Origin of the sequence: Porphyromonas sp. COT-108 OH2963 (assembly GCF_000768895.1) — a bacterium.
Lineage (GTDB): Bacteria > Bacteroidota > Bacteroidia > Bacteroidales > Porphyromonadaceae > Porphyromonas_A > Porphyromonas_A canoris.
Genome location: NZ_JRAP01000012.1, coordinates 12,098 through 26,922, shown reverse-complemented (window position 1 = coordinate 26,922; position 14,825 = coordinate 12,098). Strand labels below are relative to the sequence as shown.

Annotated in this window: 13 protein-coding genes; 7 read left to right on the top strand and 6 right to left on the bottom strand. The window is 47.4% G+C overall.

The window, feature by feature from the left end; genetic code table 11:
- Positions 1–549: 549 nt before the first annotated feature.
- The 3 genes from rny to HQ39_RS06585 all read right to left on the bottom strand — a co-directional run bounded on the left by rny (position 550) and on the right by HQ39_RS06585 (position 2,897).
- Positions 550–2,094: a ribonuclease Y gene (gene rny / locus HQ39_RS06595; RefSeq protein ID WP_152565527.1), complete on the bottom strand. Its 1,545-nt coding sequence runs from the start codon at positions 2,092–2,094 to the stop codon at positions 550–552.
- Positions 2,095–2,208: 114 nt separating this feature from the next.
- Positions 2,209–2,565: a cell division protein ZapA gene (locus tag HQ39_RS06590; protein ID WP_036790122.1), complete on the bottom strand. Its 357-nt coding sequence runs from the start codon at positions 2,563–2,565 to the stop codon at positions 2,209–2,211.
- An 8-nt stretch (positions 2,566–2,573) separates the two neighbouring features.
- Entirely contained in the window at positions 2,574–2,897 is a 324-nt protein-coding gene (locus tag HQ39_RS06585) for a hypothetical protein (RefSeq protein ID WP_152566509.1), read from the bottom strand.
- A gap of 80 nt (positions 2,898–2,977) precedes the next feature.
- Here HQ39_RS06585 and HQ39_RS06580 point away from each other — a divergent pair, with 80 nt between their 5' ends.
- The 6 genes from HQ39_RS06580 to HQ39_RS06555 all read left to right on the top strand — a co-directional run bounded on the left by HQ39_RS06580 (position 2,978) and on the right by HQ39_RS06555 (position 9,635).
- The gene (locus tag HQ39_RS06580; protein WP_152565525.1) at positions 2,978–3,193 is read left to right on the top strand and encodes a hypothetical protein; all 216 of its coding nucleotides are present in this window, start codon (positions 2,978–2,980) and stop codon (positions 3,191–3,193) included.
- Between the two features lie 41 nt (positions 3,194–3,234).
- A complete protein-coding gene (locus HQ39_RS06575) occupies positions 3,235–4,881 on the top strand; it encodes a diphosphate--fructose-6-phosphate 1-phosphotransferase (protein WP_036790212.1) in 1,647 nt (548 codons plus the stop codon).
- Between the two features lie 356 nt (positions 4,882–5,237).
- Complete coding sequence (locus tag HQ39_RS09610; RefSeq protein WP_160216115.1) at positions 5,238–5,399, top strand: hypothetical protein; 162 nt, start codon at positions 5,238–5,240, stop codon at positions 5,397–5,399.
- A gap of 291 nt (positions 5,400–5,690) precedes the next feature.
- Positions 5,691–6,626 (top strand): DMT family transporter, encoded by a 936-nt coding sequence (locus HQ39_RS06565; protein WP_052079514.1) that lies wholly within the window; start codon positions 5,691–5,693, stop codon positions 6,624–6,626.
- Positions 6,627–6,739: 113 nt separating this feature from the next.
- Complete coding sequence (locus HQ39_RS06560) at positions 6,740–8,440, top strand: glycosyltransferase (protein ID WP_036865088.1); 1,701 nt, start codon at positions 6,740–6,742, stop codon at positions 8,438–8,440.
- Between the two features lie 142 nt (positions 8,441–8,582).
- A complete protein-coding gene (locus HQ39_RS06555) occupies positions 8,583–9,635 on the top strand; it encodes an RHS repeat domain-containing protein (RefSeq protein ID WP_036864850.1) in 1,053 nt (350 codons plus the stop codon).
- Between the two features lie 296 nt (positions 9,636–9,931).
- Here the strand turns inward: HQ39_RS06555 and nadA are convergent, their stop codons facing one another.
- The 3 genes from nadA to nadB are packed head-to-tail and all read right to left on the bottom strand — an operon-like array spanning position 9,932 to position 13,353.
- Positions 9,932–10,921 carry a quinolinate synthase NadA gene (nadA, locus tag HQ39_RS06550; protein ID WP_036864848.1) on the bottom strand — a complete coding sequence of 330 codons (990 nt, stop codon included), beginning with the start codon at positions 10,919–10,921 and terminating at the stop codon, positions 9,932–9,934.
- A 9-nt stretch (positions 10,922–10,930) separates the two neighbouring features.
- On the bottom strand, positions 10,931–11,773 hold the full coding sequence (gene nadC / locus HQ39_RS06545) for a carboxylating nicotinate-nucleotide diphosphorylase (RefSeq protein WP_036844891.1): 843 nt from the start codon (positions 11,771–11,773) through the stop codon (positions 10,931–10,933).
- A 2-nt stretch (positions 11,774–11,775) separates the two neighbouring features.
- Positions 11,776–13,353 (bottom strand): L-aspartate oxidase, encoded by a 1,578-nt coding sequence (gene nadB / locus HQ39_RS06540; RefSeq protein ID WP_036844894.1) that lies wholly within the window; start codon positions 13,351–13,353, stop codon positions 11,776–11,778.
- Positions 13,354–13,555: 202 nt separating this feature from the next.
- Between nadB and HQ39_RS06535 the strand changes: the two genes are divergently transcribed.
- On the top strand, positions 13,556–14,782 hold the full coding sequence (locus HQ39_RS06535; RefSeq protein WP_036864847.1) for an NADase-type glycan-binding domain-containing protein: 1,227 nt from the start codon (positions 13,556–13,558) through the stop codon (positions 14,780–14,782).
- Positions 14,783–14,825: the final 43 nt, after the last annotated feature.

Below are 14,825 nucleotides of genomic sequence, written 5' to 3'. Positions count from 1 at the left end.
ATCGCGAATTTGGAAAAAATTTTTTCTCAGTCCGTTTGATGAGGCTTCTTCGCGTTAATAAGCATGAAATTTAACGCCTGTCTCTGTAAACGTTTACTAATAAGGAAATCTGCCTTTTCAAGGGCTTTTTAGGGTGGAAATACGTAGTTTGTTGATTATTAGCGTTTTGATGTTTTTGGCTAAACACGTTAATCGAATCCGGTAAACGTGTTTAATGAAATCGGTAAACGTGTTCACTGAAAAATTAAACACGTTAAGCCGAAAGAATATGCTCGTTTACTGTTTTTGCTTAACAGGTATCGGAATTTTTGTTAATAAAATGGCACTGATTTAACAATTCGGTCGTGCTCTGAAAATGACCCCTCCGAGCAAAATAGAGAGCGAGAAAAAAGCGGGCATTTTTCGGGATGGAATATATAAAAATGAGGGACGGGATGACTCGCTTGAATGGGGTAGAATAAAAAGAGATCCGGCACACTCGAACCTCCGAAAAGGAGAGTAGAGTGTGCCGGATCGGTATCATCGGTCGGGCATATAAGCCCGGAGTATTTACTTGGCGTAGCTTACGGCTCTGGTTTCACGGATTACCGTAATCTTTACTTGTCCCGGATAGGTAAGCTCGTCCTGAATCCGTTTTGCGATGTCTGCGCTCAACATGTCTGTGTCGGCATCTGTAACTTTATCGGATCCAACAATCACACGAAGCTCTCTACCTGCTTGGATGGCATACGTTTTCACTACTCCCGGATAAGATAGAGCCAGCTCTTCGAGGTCTTTGAGACGCTTGATGTACGCTTCGGCTATCTCTCTGCGTGCTCCCGGACGCGCTCCGGATATGGCATCACATACTTGTACAATAGGGGAGAGTAGGGATGTCATCTCTATCTCATCGTGGTGAGCACCTACGGCGTTGCAGATGTCCGGTTTCTCTTTGTACTTCTCGCAGAGCTGCATACCGAGTAGAGCGTGTGGAAGCTCCGGTTCGTCATCGGGTACTTTGCCTATATCGTGTAGCAGACCTGCACGTTTTGCCTTCTTCGGATTCAGCCCCAGTTCGGCAGCCATAATGGCACAGAGGTTGGCTGTTTCGCGAGAGTGTTGCAGAAGATTCTGCCCATAAGAGGAGCGGTACTTCATTTTTCCCACGAGACGGATAAGTTCGGGGTGGAGACCGTGTATGCCCAAGTCTATCACCGTACGCTTACCGGTGTCTACGATCTCGTCTTCTATCTGCTTGCGAACCTTGGCTACCACCTCTTCGATACGTGCAGGGTGGATGCGGCCATCCTGAACCAGCTGGTGAAGTACAAGGCGAGCGATCTCACGGCGAACGGGGTCGAAGCAGCTGAGGACTATCGCTTCCGGTGTGTCGTCGACGATGATTTCGACTCCGGTTGCCGCCTCCAATGCTCTGATGTTTCTGCCTTCACGTCCTATTATTCTACCTTTAATCTCATCCGATTCTATGTGAAAGACGGTGATGGAATTTTCGATGGCCGTTTCTGTTGCAAGGCGTTGGATGGATTTTATTACCACTTTCTTCGCTTCCATGTTGGCAGTTAGCTTGGCCTCTTCCATGATATCGTTGATCGTTGCAGAGGCTTGAGTGCGTGCTTCGGCTATTTGAGACTCTACGAGCTTTCCCCTTGCCTGCTCTGCGGTAAGGCCGGCTATGTGTTGGAGTTCCAGTAGCTGTTGTTCTTTGATTTGGGCAAGCTCGTCTTCTTTAGCCGTGAGCCCCTCCATGCGCAACTCCAGATCTCTTCTCAACTGTTCGTTGGATTCGATCTTTCTGTTGAGCTCTTGTTGTCTCTCAGAGAGCTGTTCGTCTCTGTTCTTGAGCTTGCTTTCTATGCTTTGGATCTTGGATTGTCTCTGTGCCACTTCGCGTTCGAGAGCGGCTTTTTGCTTTATGAACTGCTCTTTTACCTCCAGCAGTTTGTTTTTCTTTATGACTTCAGCCTCCTCTTTGGCTTTTTGTAGAAAGTGTTGGCTGCGTGTACGGGCTGCATCGGAAAGGAACTTCCAAAGCAATACTCCTCCGATGACGAGGATAGCAATACAGATAAGTACAGGAATAACAATATTGTTCATTCTACTCAAATATAAGGGTGTAACACTGTCTCCCTCCATAGGAAGACCTTTGTAAGTAAATGAACAGGATGAATAAAACAGTGATAAATAGTTGTGCCCCTTTCCCCAATAAATTCAGGCGGTAGTATGGCGGTCTTCAAAACTCTCTAAGGAGTGGCGACGAAGCCTGTCAATGATGCTCTCTATCCGTGTTGCCAATGCTGTCTGACTATCTTTCTCGGCTTTGTTCTCCTCTACCAACGTGGCAAAGTGAAGGGCGACAAACAGAAGAAGCTTGGTGTCTGAGATGGTCGGGAACTTCCTTTTGTAGGCATTGATAAAGTGATTGACTTCTGTCTCAGCCTTGCGAAAGAATATTTCTTCCTCTCTCTGAATGTTGAGCGAGATCCGTTCTCCCATTAAAGTGAGATGGATGGTAAACTTGTTTGCAGGTTTATCCACACTGTTTTCACTCTGTTTAGGGACAGACATAGGGAGGCTCAAGGGTTGTTATTATTTATTGTTTTTATGCATTCTGCCACTTTGCCGGACAACTCTCGAAGGTGATCCCTGTAATCCACAAGGTGTGCCACGGATGTGGGACTCTCTTCCAGGTAAGACTCGGCAATGCTGAGTTTTCGCTTGAGATCCTCTGTCTCTTCATCCTGTTTCCGGCACTTTAGGGAGAGAGCTTTATTCTCTATTTGCAACTGACGCATCCGGACAGACAAATCACTATTTTGTCTCAATAGCTGTCCTATCCTCTCCTCAAGTTCTTCAAGCAGTATGTTGTAGTCTTTCAGTACCATTACACGAAAACTCAAACAAAATTAGCAATTTAACCTTGAAGCACCAACTTTTCTCCCATTTTTCTATATCTTTGCTCCGTACAAAGTATTTAGGTATGAATCCGACAGTTCTGAAAAAAATAATGATAGCTGCCTCTGTTCTCGGATTGATGCTGTTACTGGCAGCCGTTGTATGTTATTTCATTATGGAAGGATGGCGTCAGCTGTTCTTTTCTTTTGCCGGAGCGATTCTGGCGCTGAATATGTTTTTCATCTTTTTCATGGCAAGAACCAACTATCGGAGGCTTGCCCGGAAAGGAGATCGAACGTGATTCTATTTTCAAGACAATATATAAACACAAAGATTTAGATGATTAAGAAAAGTGCATTACAAGTGGCTCGTGCATCTTATATGCCAAAGATGCCTAAGGCACTTAGAGGACAGGTGATTGCCGTGGAGGGCAATGCCACTCAATCGGTAGCGGATCAGGATGCTATCAAAAACTTATTCCCCAACACTTACGGGCTTCCTCTTATAGAGTTTCAACCGGCTAAGGAGACGAGAGAATATGCTCCCATCCACACCGGAGTGATTCTGTCGGGCGGACAAGCACCGGGCGGACACAACGTTATAGCCGGTCTCTTTGACGGACTTAAGGCTCTGCATCCGGACAGCAAGCTGTACGGTTTCCTGATGGGACCAAGCGGACTTGTGGAGCACAAGTACATGGAACTCACGGCAGATATCATAGAAGAGTATCGCAATACGGGCGGCTTCGACATTATCGGTTCCGGACGTACCAAGTTGGAGACTAAGGAGCAGTTCGATAAAGGTTTGGAGGTTCTCCAAGAGCTGAATATCGGAGCTTTGGTCATCATCGGAGGAGACGACTCCAATACCAACGCTTGTGTTCTGGCAGAATATTATGCCAAGATAGGAGCAGGTGTACAGGTGATAGGCTGCCCGAAAACGATAGACGGAGACCTTAAGAACGAGCAGATAGAGACTTCCTTCGGGTTCGATACTGCCTGCAAGGTGTACTCCGAAGTGATCGGCAACATCCAAAGAGACTGCAACTCTGCAAGGAAATACTGGCACTTCATCAAGCTGATGGGGCGTTCGGCTTCTCACATCACTTTGGAGTGCGCTCTTCAGACGCAGCCCAACTATGTGATCATCTCGGAAGAGGTCGAGGCTAACAACCTTTCGCTCGATGACGTGATCACTCGCATCGCACAGATTGTGGCAGATAGAGCTGCGGCAGGGAACAACTTCGGTACGGTGCTTATCCCTGAAGGGCTTATCGAGTTCGTACCGGCAATGAAAGCACTTATAGCGGAGCTGAACGACTTCCTTGCCGAGAATGCCGTGGAGTATGCACGTATCAAACGTTCGGAGCAACGCAACTATATCATTTCCAAACTCTCTGCAAAGAACGCAGCGGTGTTTGCTTCCCTCCCTCATGATGTGGCACGACAGCTTACGCTCGACAGAGACCCGCACGGCAACGTACAGGTGTCTCTCATCGAAACCGAAAAGCTCGTTGCGGAGATGGTAGGCGCGAAGCTCAAGCAGTGGAAAGAGGACGGGCTTTATGTCGGAAAGTATCTTGCCCAGACGCACTTCTTCGGTTATGAGGGAAGATGTGCCGCTCCGTCCAACTTCGATGCCGACTACTGTTACAGCCTCGGCTACAATGCCGCCTGCCTTATAGGCGAAGGCAAGACCGGATACATGAGTTCGATCTCCAACACCACCGCCCCCGCATCCGAATGGAAAGCAGGAGGAGTGCCCATCACAATGATGATGAACATGGAGCGACGTCATGGCGAGATGAAGCCCGTTATACAGAAAGCTCTCGTGAAGCTCGACGGTGCGCCGTTCAAGACAATGGCTGCGGAGCGTGAGATATGGGCGAAAGAGACACTCTATATCTACCCCGGACCCATCCAGTATTTCGGTCCGACAGAAGTGTGCGACCAGCCTACGAAGACGCTTCAGCTCGAACAACAAAAATAATGCCCACCATCTGAGACCTTTGCATTTCGCTTAAACGTGTTGAGTGGAAGCGCAGAGATTTATACTATAAATATTAAACCAGATCGGAGGTCGTGCGATGAATAGCCATCGGCGACCTCCTTTATTTATGTATCCCTTTCCCATATTGTTCCCGAGAGATCTCTCCGGAGGGAAATCCCCTTGCGGAGGGAGAAATATTTTCATCCGAACGAAAAAATATCTGCTTGCGGAAGGAAAAATATTTCTGCATATACGAAAAAATATTTCTGCATATACGAAAATTTATTTTTGCATATACGAAAAAATATTTCTGCATATACAGAAATTTATTTACGTGCGCACAGAAAAAAAGTTTCATGGCATGGAGAAAAATTTCTATGAGCATGGAGAAAAATTTCTATGGGCATGGAAAAAAATTTCTATGGGCATGGAAAAAAATTTCTATGGGCATGGAAAAAAATTTCTATGGGCATGGAAAAAATTTCTATGGGCATGAAAAAAAATTTCTATGGGCATGAAAAAAAATTTCTATGGGCATGGAATTTTTACCCCCTGCCGAAGGCGTTTTTTCTGCATAAGTTTCCGCCAAAAGTTTCTACTCTTTTTGCGGAGACCTTCGAGGACTCTTGATCCGCTTTGTTTGCAAAACATTGTGCCGCTTTGCTGCCCGGTTTCAGGCTGTCCGATGCCGGACTTGCTCTATTTTGTCGCCACAACCGTCCTCCTTTCTGAAATCTATTGTGTAATTTTGTGCCCGAACCGAATCGTACAAATGCCCGCCGGAATGGGCAAAACAACTCAAGACTCCAATGCTGAAAGAACGTAAAGACATAGCTCCCGCCTCGTTTGGCCCCGAACAGCTCAAAGGACACATGGCAATACTGGGGGCAAACATCATTTTCGGTGTCAATACGGCTGTTACAAAGATGATTCTCCATCCCGGAGCTTTGGACCCGCTCAGTATATCGTTCCTGCGGTTCGGAGGTGCCATGCTGTCGTTTTGGATCCTCTCTCTGTTCCTCCCGAAAGAAAGGGTCGCCCGGAGAGACTACATCTATATCGCGTTGGCATCTCTGTTCGGTGTACTGGGCAACCAGATCGCCTTCCTCGTCGGGCTGCAGCAGACCTCTCCCACGAATGCCGCGATGATCGTCTCTTTGGGCCCTGTCGTGGTACTGATCCTCGCCACGGTCGTGCAGAAAGAACCGCTTACTTTCAGGAAAGGGTTCGGCGTTCTGCTGGGAGCACTGGGGGCTATCCGGCTGGCTCTCATGGGCGGTACCGTGGATTTTTCGTTCGGAGGCGACTCTTTCGGCATACTCCTCCTGTTCGTCGGATCGCTCTTCTATGCCTTCTATCTCACTCTGTTCAAGCGGATCATCATGACCTACACACCGGTTACGCTGATGAAGTGGATGTTTCTTTTCGCCACGGTCGCTTCCGTACCCTTTTCGGGCGTGAGTCTGCTCCGCAGCGACCTCTTCGGACAGACTGCTTCCTACTACGGCATGCTTGCCTATCTCGTCTTCGGTGCCACGTTTGTGGCTTATCTGCTCATCCCCATAGCACAGCGGAAGATTCGCCCCACGGTCGTGAGCATGTACGGCTACATTCAGCCGATACTCACCATCGGCATCGCCATCTTACTCGGCTTGGACAGCTGGCAGTGGAGCAAGCTCCCCTCCATGGCTATGATCTTTCTGGGGGTCTATCTCGTAACAACAAGTAAAAAACGTATCGCCTGACAGACGGGAAAGAGTCCGCTCCGAGACCACTCTCCTTCCCCTCTTTTATAGGAATATTCAACAATAAAACGTATCTTTGATAAAGGCAAAGTACCAACTAAATGGAAGAAATTATGAAGAATCTTAATAACAACAGCAAAAAGAACTCCCTGTCGGCAAGTTTCGTTTTTGAAACAAGTTGGGAAGTGTGTTACAAAGTCGGAGGCATACATACGGTCCTCTCCACACGTGCCCGTACAATGGTGGAAGAGCACGGAGCCGATAATATATTATTTGTAGGACCTCTGTTCGGAGACGGAGATCTTGCCAAGCGCGAATTTGTTCCTTTTTCTTCCAAAAGAGGTAAGCACGGCAAATGGTTTTCTTGGGCGGAAAAAGCATCCGAAAGGCTGAATCTCCCCATACGGGTCGGGCAGTGGAATGTTCCGGGACAGCCGTTCGTCGCTTTGGTGGATCACTCCGCGCTGTTCGAGCAGAAAGGAATCCTTTACTACGAAGCGTGGGAGAGATACGGCATAGACGGCAATGTCGGCTACGGTGATTATGACGAGAGCTGTCTCTTCTCCACCGCTGCGGCGATGGTGATGAAAGATGCGTACGACCATCTTTTGTCTCAAGAGCAGAAAGCAAACGCCCTGGCGATCTTCAACGAATGGATGACCGGCTTCGGGCTGCTGTATCTCAAGACACATGCTCCCGAAATCAGACGGATATTCATTACTCATGCCACCTCAACGGGACGTTCCATCTGCAGCAATGGCAAACCTTTGTACAGCGAACTGCCTGCATACAATGGCGATCAGATGGCTTGGGAACTCAACATACAGGGTAAACACAATATCGAAAAGGCAGCAGCACACCATGCCGATGGCTTTGGAACGGTGAGCGAAGTAACGGATAAAGAGTGCGCCCAACTGCTTCAGAAAAAGGCGGATGTGGTACTGCCCAACGGCTTTGAACCGGACTTTGTCCCTGCAACTTCCGCATCGAGAAGTCGCCTTAGAAAGCGTGCCAGAACGCGCTTGATAGAGATAGCATCCAAGCTTTACGGTGAAGAAATACCGGAAGATACTTTTATAGCCATCACCTCAGGGCGAGGAGAGTTTCGCAACAAGGGGCTGGATATGTTTCTGGACGTGATGGGACGGCTCAGCGAACAGCTGCCGGAGGGTGCATCGGTACTTGCAGTGATCCTTGTTCCCGGCTGGATAGAAAGTCCGAGAGCCGATTTGGAATATGCCCTTACCGAGAAAAAGACGCACACCGCCCACATGCAGCACAGATACATAACGCACTGGTTGCATAACCTGCATGCGGATCAGATCGTGAACAAAATAGAGGAGATGAACGGCTACTGGGATAGAAAGGTCAAAGTACTCTATATCCCGTCCTATCTGAACGGACACGACGGTATTCTTAATCTCTCTTACTACGACACCTTGGTCGGTGCCGATCTTTCTCTCTTTCCCTCTTACTACGAACCTTGGGGCTATACACCGCTCGAGAGCCTTGCGTTCGGTGTTCCTTCCATAACCACAGATCTTGCCGGTTTCGGCTCTTGGGTCAATACTCTGTCGGAGGATCAGCCCAAGCTCGATACGGGAGGATGCTTTGTGGCACACAGGGAAGATTATAACTATAATGCCTCTGTGGATCAGATCGTAAGCGCAACGCTCTCTTATCTGAACTGCTTCTACGACAAGAAGACACAGAAGATAGCCAAGTCTGCTCGTACTATTGCCTCTCATGCCGAGTGGAGTAAGTTTTACAAGCACTACTTGGAGCTTTACAGCCGTGTACTAAGCAACGAATGATACAGCCTTATCGAGGCGAAGCGATTTTGTTTTTATTACTTCATGCTCCTGCTTCTATGCTTCATAGGAGTGGGAGCATCTCTGAAAAAAGATGCGCATACCCCGCAACCGGATATTCTTAACAACTAAATACAGATCTATTATGAAGTGGTACAATACGTTGATGGTGAGTCTGCTCTTATCGGCTTTTGGCTTGACTGCCTGCGGAAAAAAATCCTCTGCAACAGAAGAAAAAGCGCAGACAGACTGCGAAAAAGCCGGATATAAAGGTAAAGTGAAAGAGGTGCGAATGTCGAGATATTTCGCCCCGACAGAGGATGAAGAGGATTGGTACACCACTCTTGGTCCTGTGGTTACGATCTTCAACGAAGATGGCAGCCTTAAAGAGGAGAAGTCTTATAGCAATCTTGATGTCGTGATGTACGGCGATTCCCTTGAATATAAAGACGGTAAGCTGGTTCGGAAGGTCTCTCTTTCCGAGTCTTTAGACCCCGAAGAGACACTCTATGCCTATGATAATGCCGGCAACCTGATAGAGAAAAAGACCATAACAAGGGAGATGCCCGAAGAGGAAGGACGGGTTACGGAGCATATCCTCTACTCTTATGACGGAGAAAATCGTCTCATAAAGAAGAGCTCCATCGTATATGAGGGTTACGAAGATCCTTATGCCACCGAGATAAGATACACATACGACGCGGCAGGTCGTAAGATAGAGGAGCATATTCGCTATGCTCTATCGGAGAGTAAACCATTTACGGATGTTATAACATGGAAGTATGATGCAAAGGGGCAACTCTCGGAGAGGTTTTACAAAACCGAAAGATCGGAAGAGTTTGGAAACACTCTCGATCGCTATGAGTATGATGAGCATGGCAACATGACAAAGTCCGTCTGCTTCTCAGATGGAAAAGAGCTTTACTCGTACACCTACAGCTATGTCTACAAGAACGGACGCATCATTGAAAAGACGCAGCAAACCTCCGAAGGGAGTAAGATAGTTAGCTCTTATGATGAGAATGGAAATCCCGTTTGGGAGCAGACTTATGGTTTGGATGGAGTGCTCCTCTCAAGGATAGAGTATGTATGCGATGCAAAGGGAAATATCATAAAGAGCTCTCTCTTCTCGTTGGATGATCGTGGCGTCCTTTGTGAGACAACGAGAGAAGAGTGGATTATTTCTTATTATGAATAGGTTCGTTAAATCTGTTTGACCTTTTTATATTTTATCGCAAACAGATTCAGAGTTCGTAATCGGGGCTTGGTTGGTAAAAATCAAGCCCCGATTTGTTTGGAGCAAAGTTTGGTTTCCATAAAACAAACCTTGATTTTCAAAGTTGAACGGATTCAGCCTATTTTCCGATGCCGTTAAGAAGAGCTTTCAAACAGCTTCAAAACAACTCTTTTGAAGCTTCAACACGAAAGAGAGCCCCGACCTTCATGTACAAGATCCGGGTTCTCTTTTATTTTTATATGCTAAGATCTGTATGATCAGAGACCTAAGCGATCCGATATTTCCAGCATCCTCTGTATCGGTTTTGCTGCTCGCTCTATGACATCGGCAGGGAGAGTTACTTCGGGACACTCGAACTTCAAAGTGTTGTAGAGCTTGTTGAGAGTGTTCAAGCGCATATAGTTGCACTCGTTGCAGGCAGAAAGATTTTCGTCCGACGGCACGGTGATGAACTCTTTACCCGGAGCCTCTTTCTTCATTTGGTGTAAGATGCCGCTCTCGGTAACTATTATGAATGCCTTTTTATCGCTTCGAGAGACAAACTTCAGCAGTGCTGCCGTTGAGCCGATGACATCTGCAAGATCCAAAATATCTTTTTTGCACTCCGGGTGTGCCAGTACGGGTGCATCAGGATAGCTCTCTTTCAGTCTCTTCAGTTCGGTTACGGAAAATCTCTCATGGACGTGGCAACCTCCGTCCCATAGCAGCATCTCTCTTCCGGTAATGCTGTTGATGTATCTGCCAAGGTTGTAGTCGGGTCCGAAGATCAGCTTTGCATCCTTTGGAAAACTCTCCACGATCTGGCGTGCATTGCCCGAAGTAACCACGACATCCGTAAGCGTCTTTATCGCGGCACTTGTATTGACGTAAGAGAGGACGATATGGTCCGGGTGTCTCTTGACGAATGCCTCGAACTCGTTTGCCGGACAGCTTTCAGCCAAAGAGCAGTCTGCATTGAGATCCGGCAGGAGTATCTTCTTGTTCGGACAGAGGATTTTGTTGGTTTCAGCCATGAAGTGGACACCGCACATCACTATGATGTCCGCATCCGTACCGGCTGCCACTCTTGCCAAACCGAGGCTGTCTCCCACATAGTCCGCAATGTCCTGAATCTCTCCCTCTGTATAGTAGTGCGCCAGAATGATGGCATTCTTCTGTCTGCACAGCTCTCGGATTTCGCTTTTAACATCTATATCGCCGGGGACAGGCTCATCGACAAAGCCTTTGTAGCTCCACTCTTGTTTCATTTTTACCGATTAAAAGTTCATACTGATGTCCAAAGCACGTACACTGTGCGTGAGGGATCCTACACTTATATAGTCCACGCCGGTCTCGGCAACGGCTGCAATGGTTCCTTCGTTGATATTGCCGGATGCTTCTGTCTTGGCTCTGCCATTGATTATAGCCACTGCCTCTTTCATGGAAGCGGTATCCATGTTGTCCAACATAATCACATCCGCTCCGGCTTCGACGGCTTCCAGCACCTGTTCCAACGTGGATGTTTCGACCTCTATGCGTATCGAAATGGGCGTAACTTTGCGTACCTGCTGCACGGCAGGAGTGATACCGCCTGCAGCCTTGATATGGTTATCTTTCAGCATTGCCATGTCATAAAGCCCCATCCGATGGTTTGTTCCTCCACCGTGTCTTACTGCCATCTTATCCGTTAAACGGTGTCCGGGAACGGTCTTTCTCGTATCCAGCAGTTTGGCGTTGGTGTGTCCGATCAGCTTGACCAACCTGTTTGTGGCTGTGGCGATACCCGACATTCGTTGAAGAAAGTTGAGCATAATGCGTTCGCTTTTTAGCAAGTGATCGTACCTTGCGCGTATTTTGAGTATATCCTCTCCTTTCTTAACCTCGTCTCCATCCTCTACAAGAGGAGTAAACTCTGCTTCTCCAAGATATGCGATGATACGTTCGGCAATTTTCAGACCTGAGATTATTCCGTCCGCTTTTGCCGTAAGAGTTGCTACCTTGTACTCTTCTTGCGCCATGATTGCTTCCGTTGCGATGTCTCCGGAAAAGAGGTCCTCCTCAAATGCGAGAGAGATAAGCTGTTCCAAGTGTTCGTCTTGAATAGAGTTGAAGATCTGCATGATTATACTGATTGATGTGTGATACTGTTTTCTTTGATAATGGTGTGATATGCCTTTTGAGGGGAAAGCGTTTCGGGATAGTCTTGTCTGTAATGTCCGCCACGGCTCTCTTCTCTCAAAAGAGCAGCTTTCGTGATGATGAGTGCTACCTGATGCCGTTTGTACAATAGCCTGCCATGGAATGAGGTGTCCTTGAACGGCTCAAGCTCTTTCAGGCTATCTTCTATCTTTCTGATACCCTCGTTGAGAGCTTCGCCCTTTCTTACAATGCCGACATTCTGCATCATGGTGTTGCCCAAGGCACGCATCATGGACTCTCCTTTGGTTTTAAGTTCAAGCTCCATCTGCATAGAATCGAGCGTGAATGGCTGTTGAAGAGCCGAGGTGTCCGGGGTAGGGAGGGGCTGATTGTGGATATGATCCGCAATGCGTTTACCGAAAACGAGACACTCTATAAGGGAGTTGGAGGCGAGTCTATTGGCTCCCATCACCCCCGTAGCGGCTACTTCTCCCACCGCATACAGCCTGCCGATGGAGGAGAGACCGTTCCGGTCTACCTTTATACCGCCTACCGTGTAGTGCGCAGCGGGAGCAACCGGAATTTCGCTACTTAAATCCAGACCGTTTCTTCGGCAATACTGCGTGATGGTAGGGAATCTTTCCGCGATGTGTACGGGGTCGAGATGTTTCAGCGATAGTGTTACGTAGGGCATCTTACTCTCTTGCATCGTGTAGAAGATCTCTCTTGCCACAACGTCTCTTGGGGCCAACTCCGCAAGCTTATGCCTTGTAAGCATGAACCTGTTGCCGGTATGATCCAGAAGATGAGCACCTTCTCCTCTCACGGCTTCACTTACCAGGAAAGAGGAGTTATTGGGTATATAGAGAGCGGTAGGGTGAAATTGTATAAACTCCAAGTCCATCAACTCCGCTCCTTGTTCGTATGCCAATGCCAGTCCGTCTCCTACACTTGTAGAGGGATTGGTGGTAGGATTATAGATTGCAGCCGCTCCTCCCGTGGCGAGAACCACTGCAGATGCAAAGAGAGGTGCGATGAGGTGGTTGGCTTCATCATAACACCACACGCCCCGACAACCACTATCTCCCAAGATAAGGTCTGTTGCCGTATGATGTTCCAAGATGGAGACCTTGCCCTCTTTGAGTATAAGCTCGGTGATAAATGAGGTAACAAGACGCCCCGTAGCATCTCCGCCTGCGTGCAGGATGCGTTTGTGGTTGTGTCCGCCCTCTAATCCCAAAGCAAGATGTCCATTCTCCAGATCGAATTTCATACCCAACTCTATCAGTTCGGCTATTCTATCTGGAGCTTCTTCCGTGAGCAGACGCACGGCTTCCTCGTTACAAAGGCCTCTTCCGGCCTCTAATGTGTCCAATAGATGAGCGTGCCGGCTATCGTTTATATCGGTTACGGCAGCCATTCCACCCTGAGCCATATATGAGTTGCTATCGATCAAAGATGTCTTGGCAAGCAGTCCTATACTTCCTTTATCAGATAAAAGATAGGCCGTATATAGCCCTGCCAATCCTCCTCCAACTACAATATAGTCGAATGTGTGCATATCTACGTGGTTATTTTACAGGGAGCAAAAGTATGAATAAAAACTCAAGTTTCCCAGCCCGAAAGTGGAATGAGAGTTTCTTCGACTCTGTTTTATATAAAGATTGTTCTATTCTCTCTCCGTCGACAATCTTTTCAAAAGAATTTATTCGTAAATTGCCGCTCCATTCGGAATAAGGAAAACCAATTATTAAAATATCAATATGAAAAGAATCTATCTGGTCTTGGCTCTGCTTCTATTTGTTCAAGCCACTCCTCCCGAAGTGAAAGAGCTTAACCCTACATCTGTGGAGATTTTGAACCTAAGCCCGCAAGCTGCCAAGGAGTACAGCCAAAAACGGGAAAAAGCACGTGAGATATCGAGCAAACTATCGGATAAAGTAACTTATGAAAGCCTCAGCAAGGCAGAAAAGGAGATCCTTGACAGCTACGATGAAATGGCTTCAGATAACTACTGGGATATATTGGGAGACGGATGTTCCTGGTATTGCGGAGGAGGTCCCAAAGCAGTAACCGCGTCCAGTACACTCAAACCGCAAGGGAAAGTAAACTATAAAGCTGAAAACGCACATGACCTCAACTATCTGAACGTATGGGCTGAAGGAGCAAAAGGATATGGAATAGGAGAGTATCTGCTATACACTTTTGAGGCAGAGAGTGCGAGAATAACCGAAATAATTGTAGTAAACGGATATGTCAAAAGCGAGGCTGCGTGGAAGGACAATTCGAGGGTAAAGAAACTCAAAGTCTATATCGACAACAAGCCGTATGCGATACTGAACCTGAAAGATGTACGGGGCAGCCAGACATTCACAGTGCCTCCGATAGGAAAGCTAACCGGTAAAGAGGACGAAGATCTGAGCGCTCAGCCGGACTGGACGATAAAGTTTGAGATCTTGGAAGTATATAAAGGCGATAAGTACGATGACGTTGTAATATCCGAGATTTTCTTTGACGGCATAGATGTTCACTGCCTGGCAAAAGGAACGCCGGTATTGATGTCCGACCGGTCGGAGATGCCTATCGAAGAGCTTAAAGTGGGAGACGATGTGGCTTATTGGGATTCAACCTCCGGACAGATCAAGAGTGCGAAGGTGGAAAAACTGGAAAAAGCCGTACACCATGCACTGGTAAAATACAGATTTGAAAGCGGCAGAGAGATCATCACAACGCAGGATCACCCTTTCATGCTCAAGGAAAAAGGCTGGGCTTCGCTCCGTCCGCAAAAGTCCGCACAGTATAAAGGCTTTGAAAATGTCGGCAAGATAAGAGTGGGCGACCTCTTCTCCATCATGGGCGGAACGGACAGACTCATTGCCATAGACAAGATCGAGGGAAGCCAAGAGACCTATACTATCTCCAAAATGAGTGCCGGAGATCATTTCATCGCAAATGGTCTGCTTGTGGGAGTAGAGAGTCTGAAAAATTAGGAAATTACTCTCCGTACAAAACCGGATATAGAAGATCTTCTAC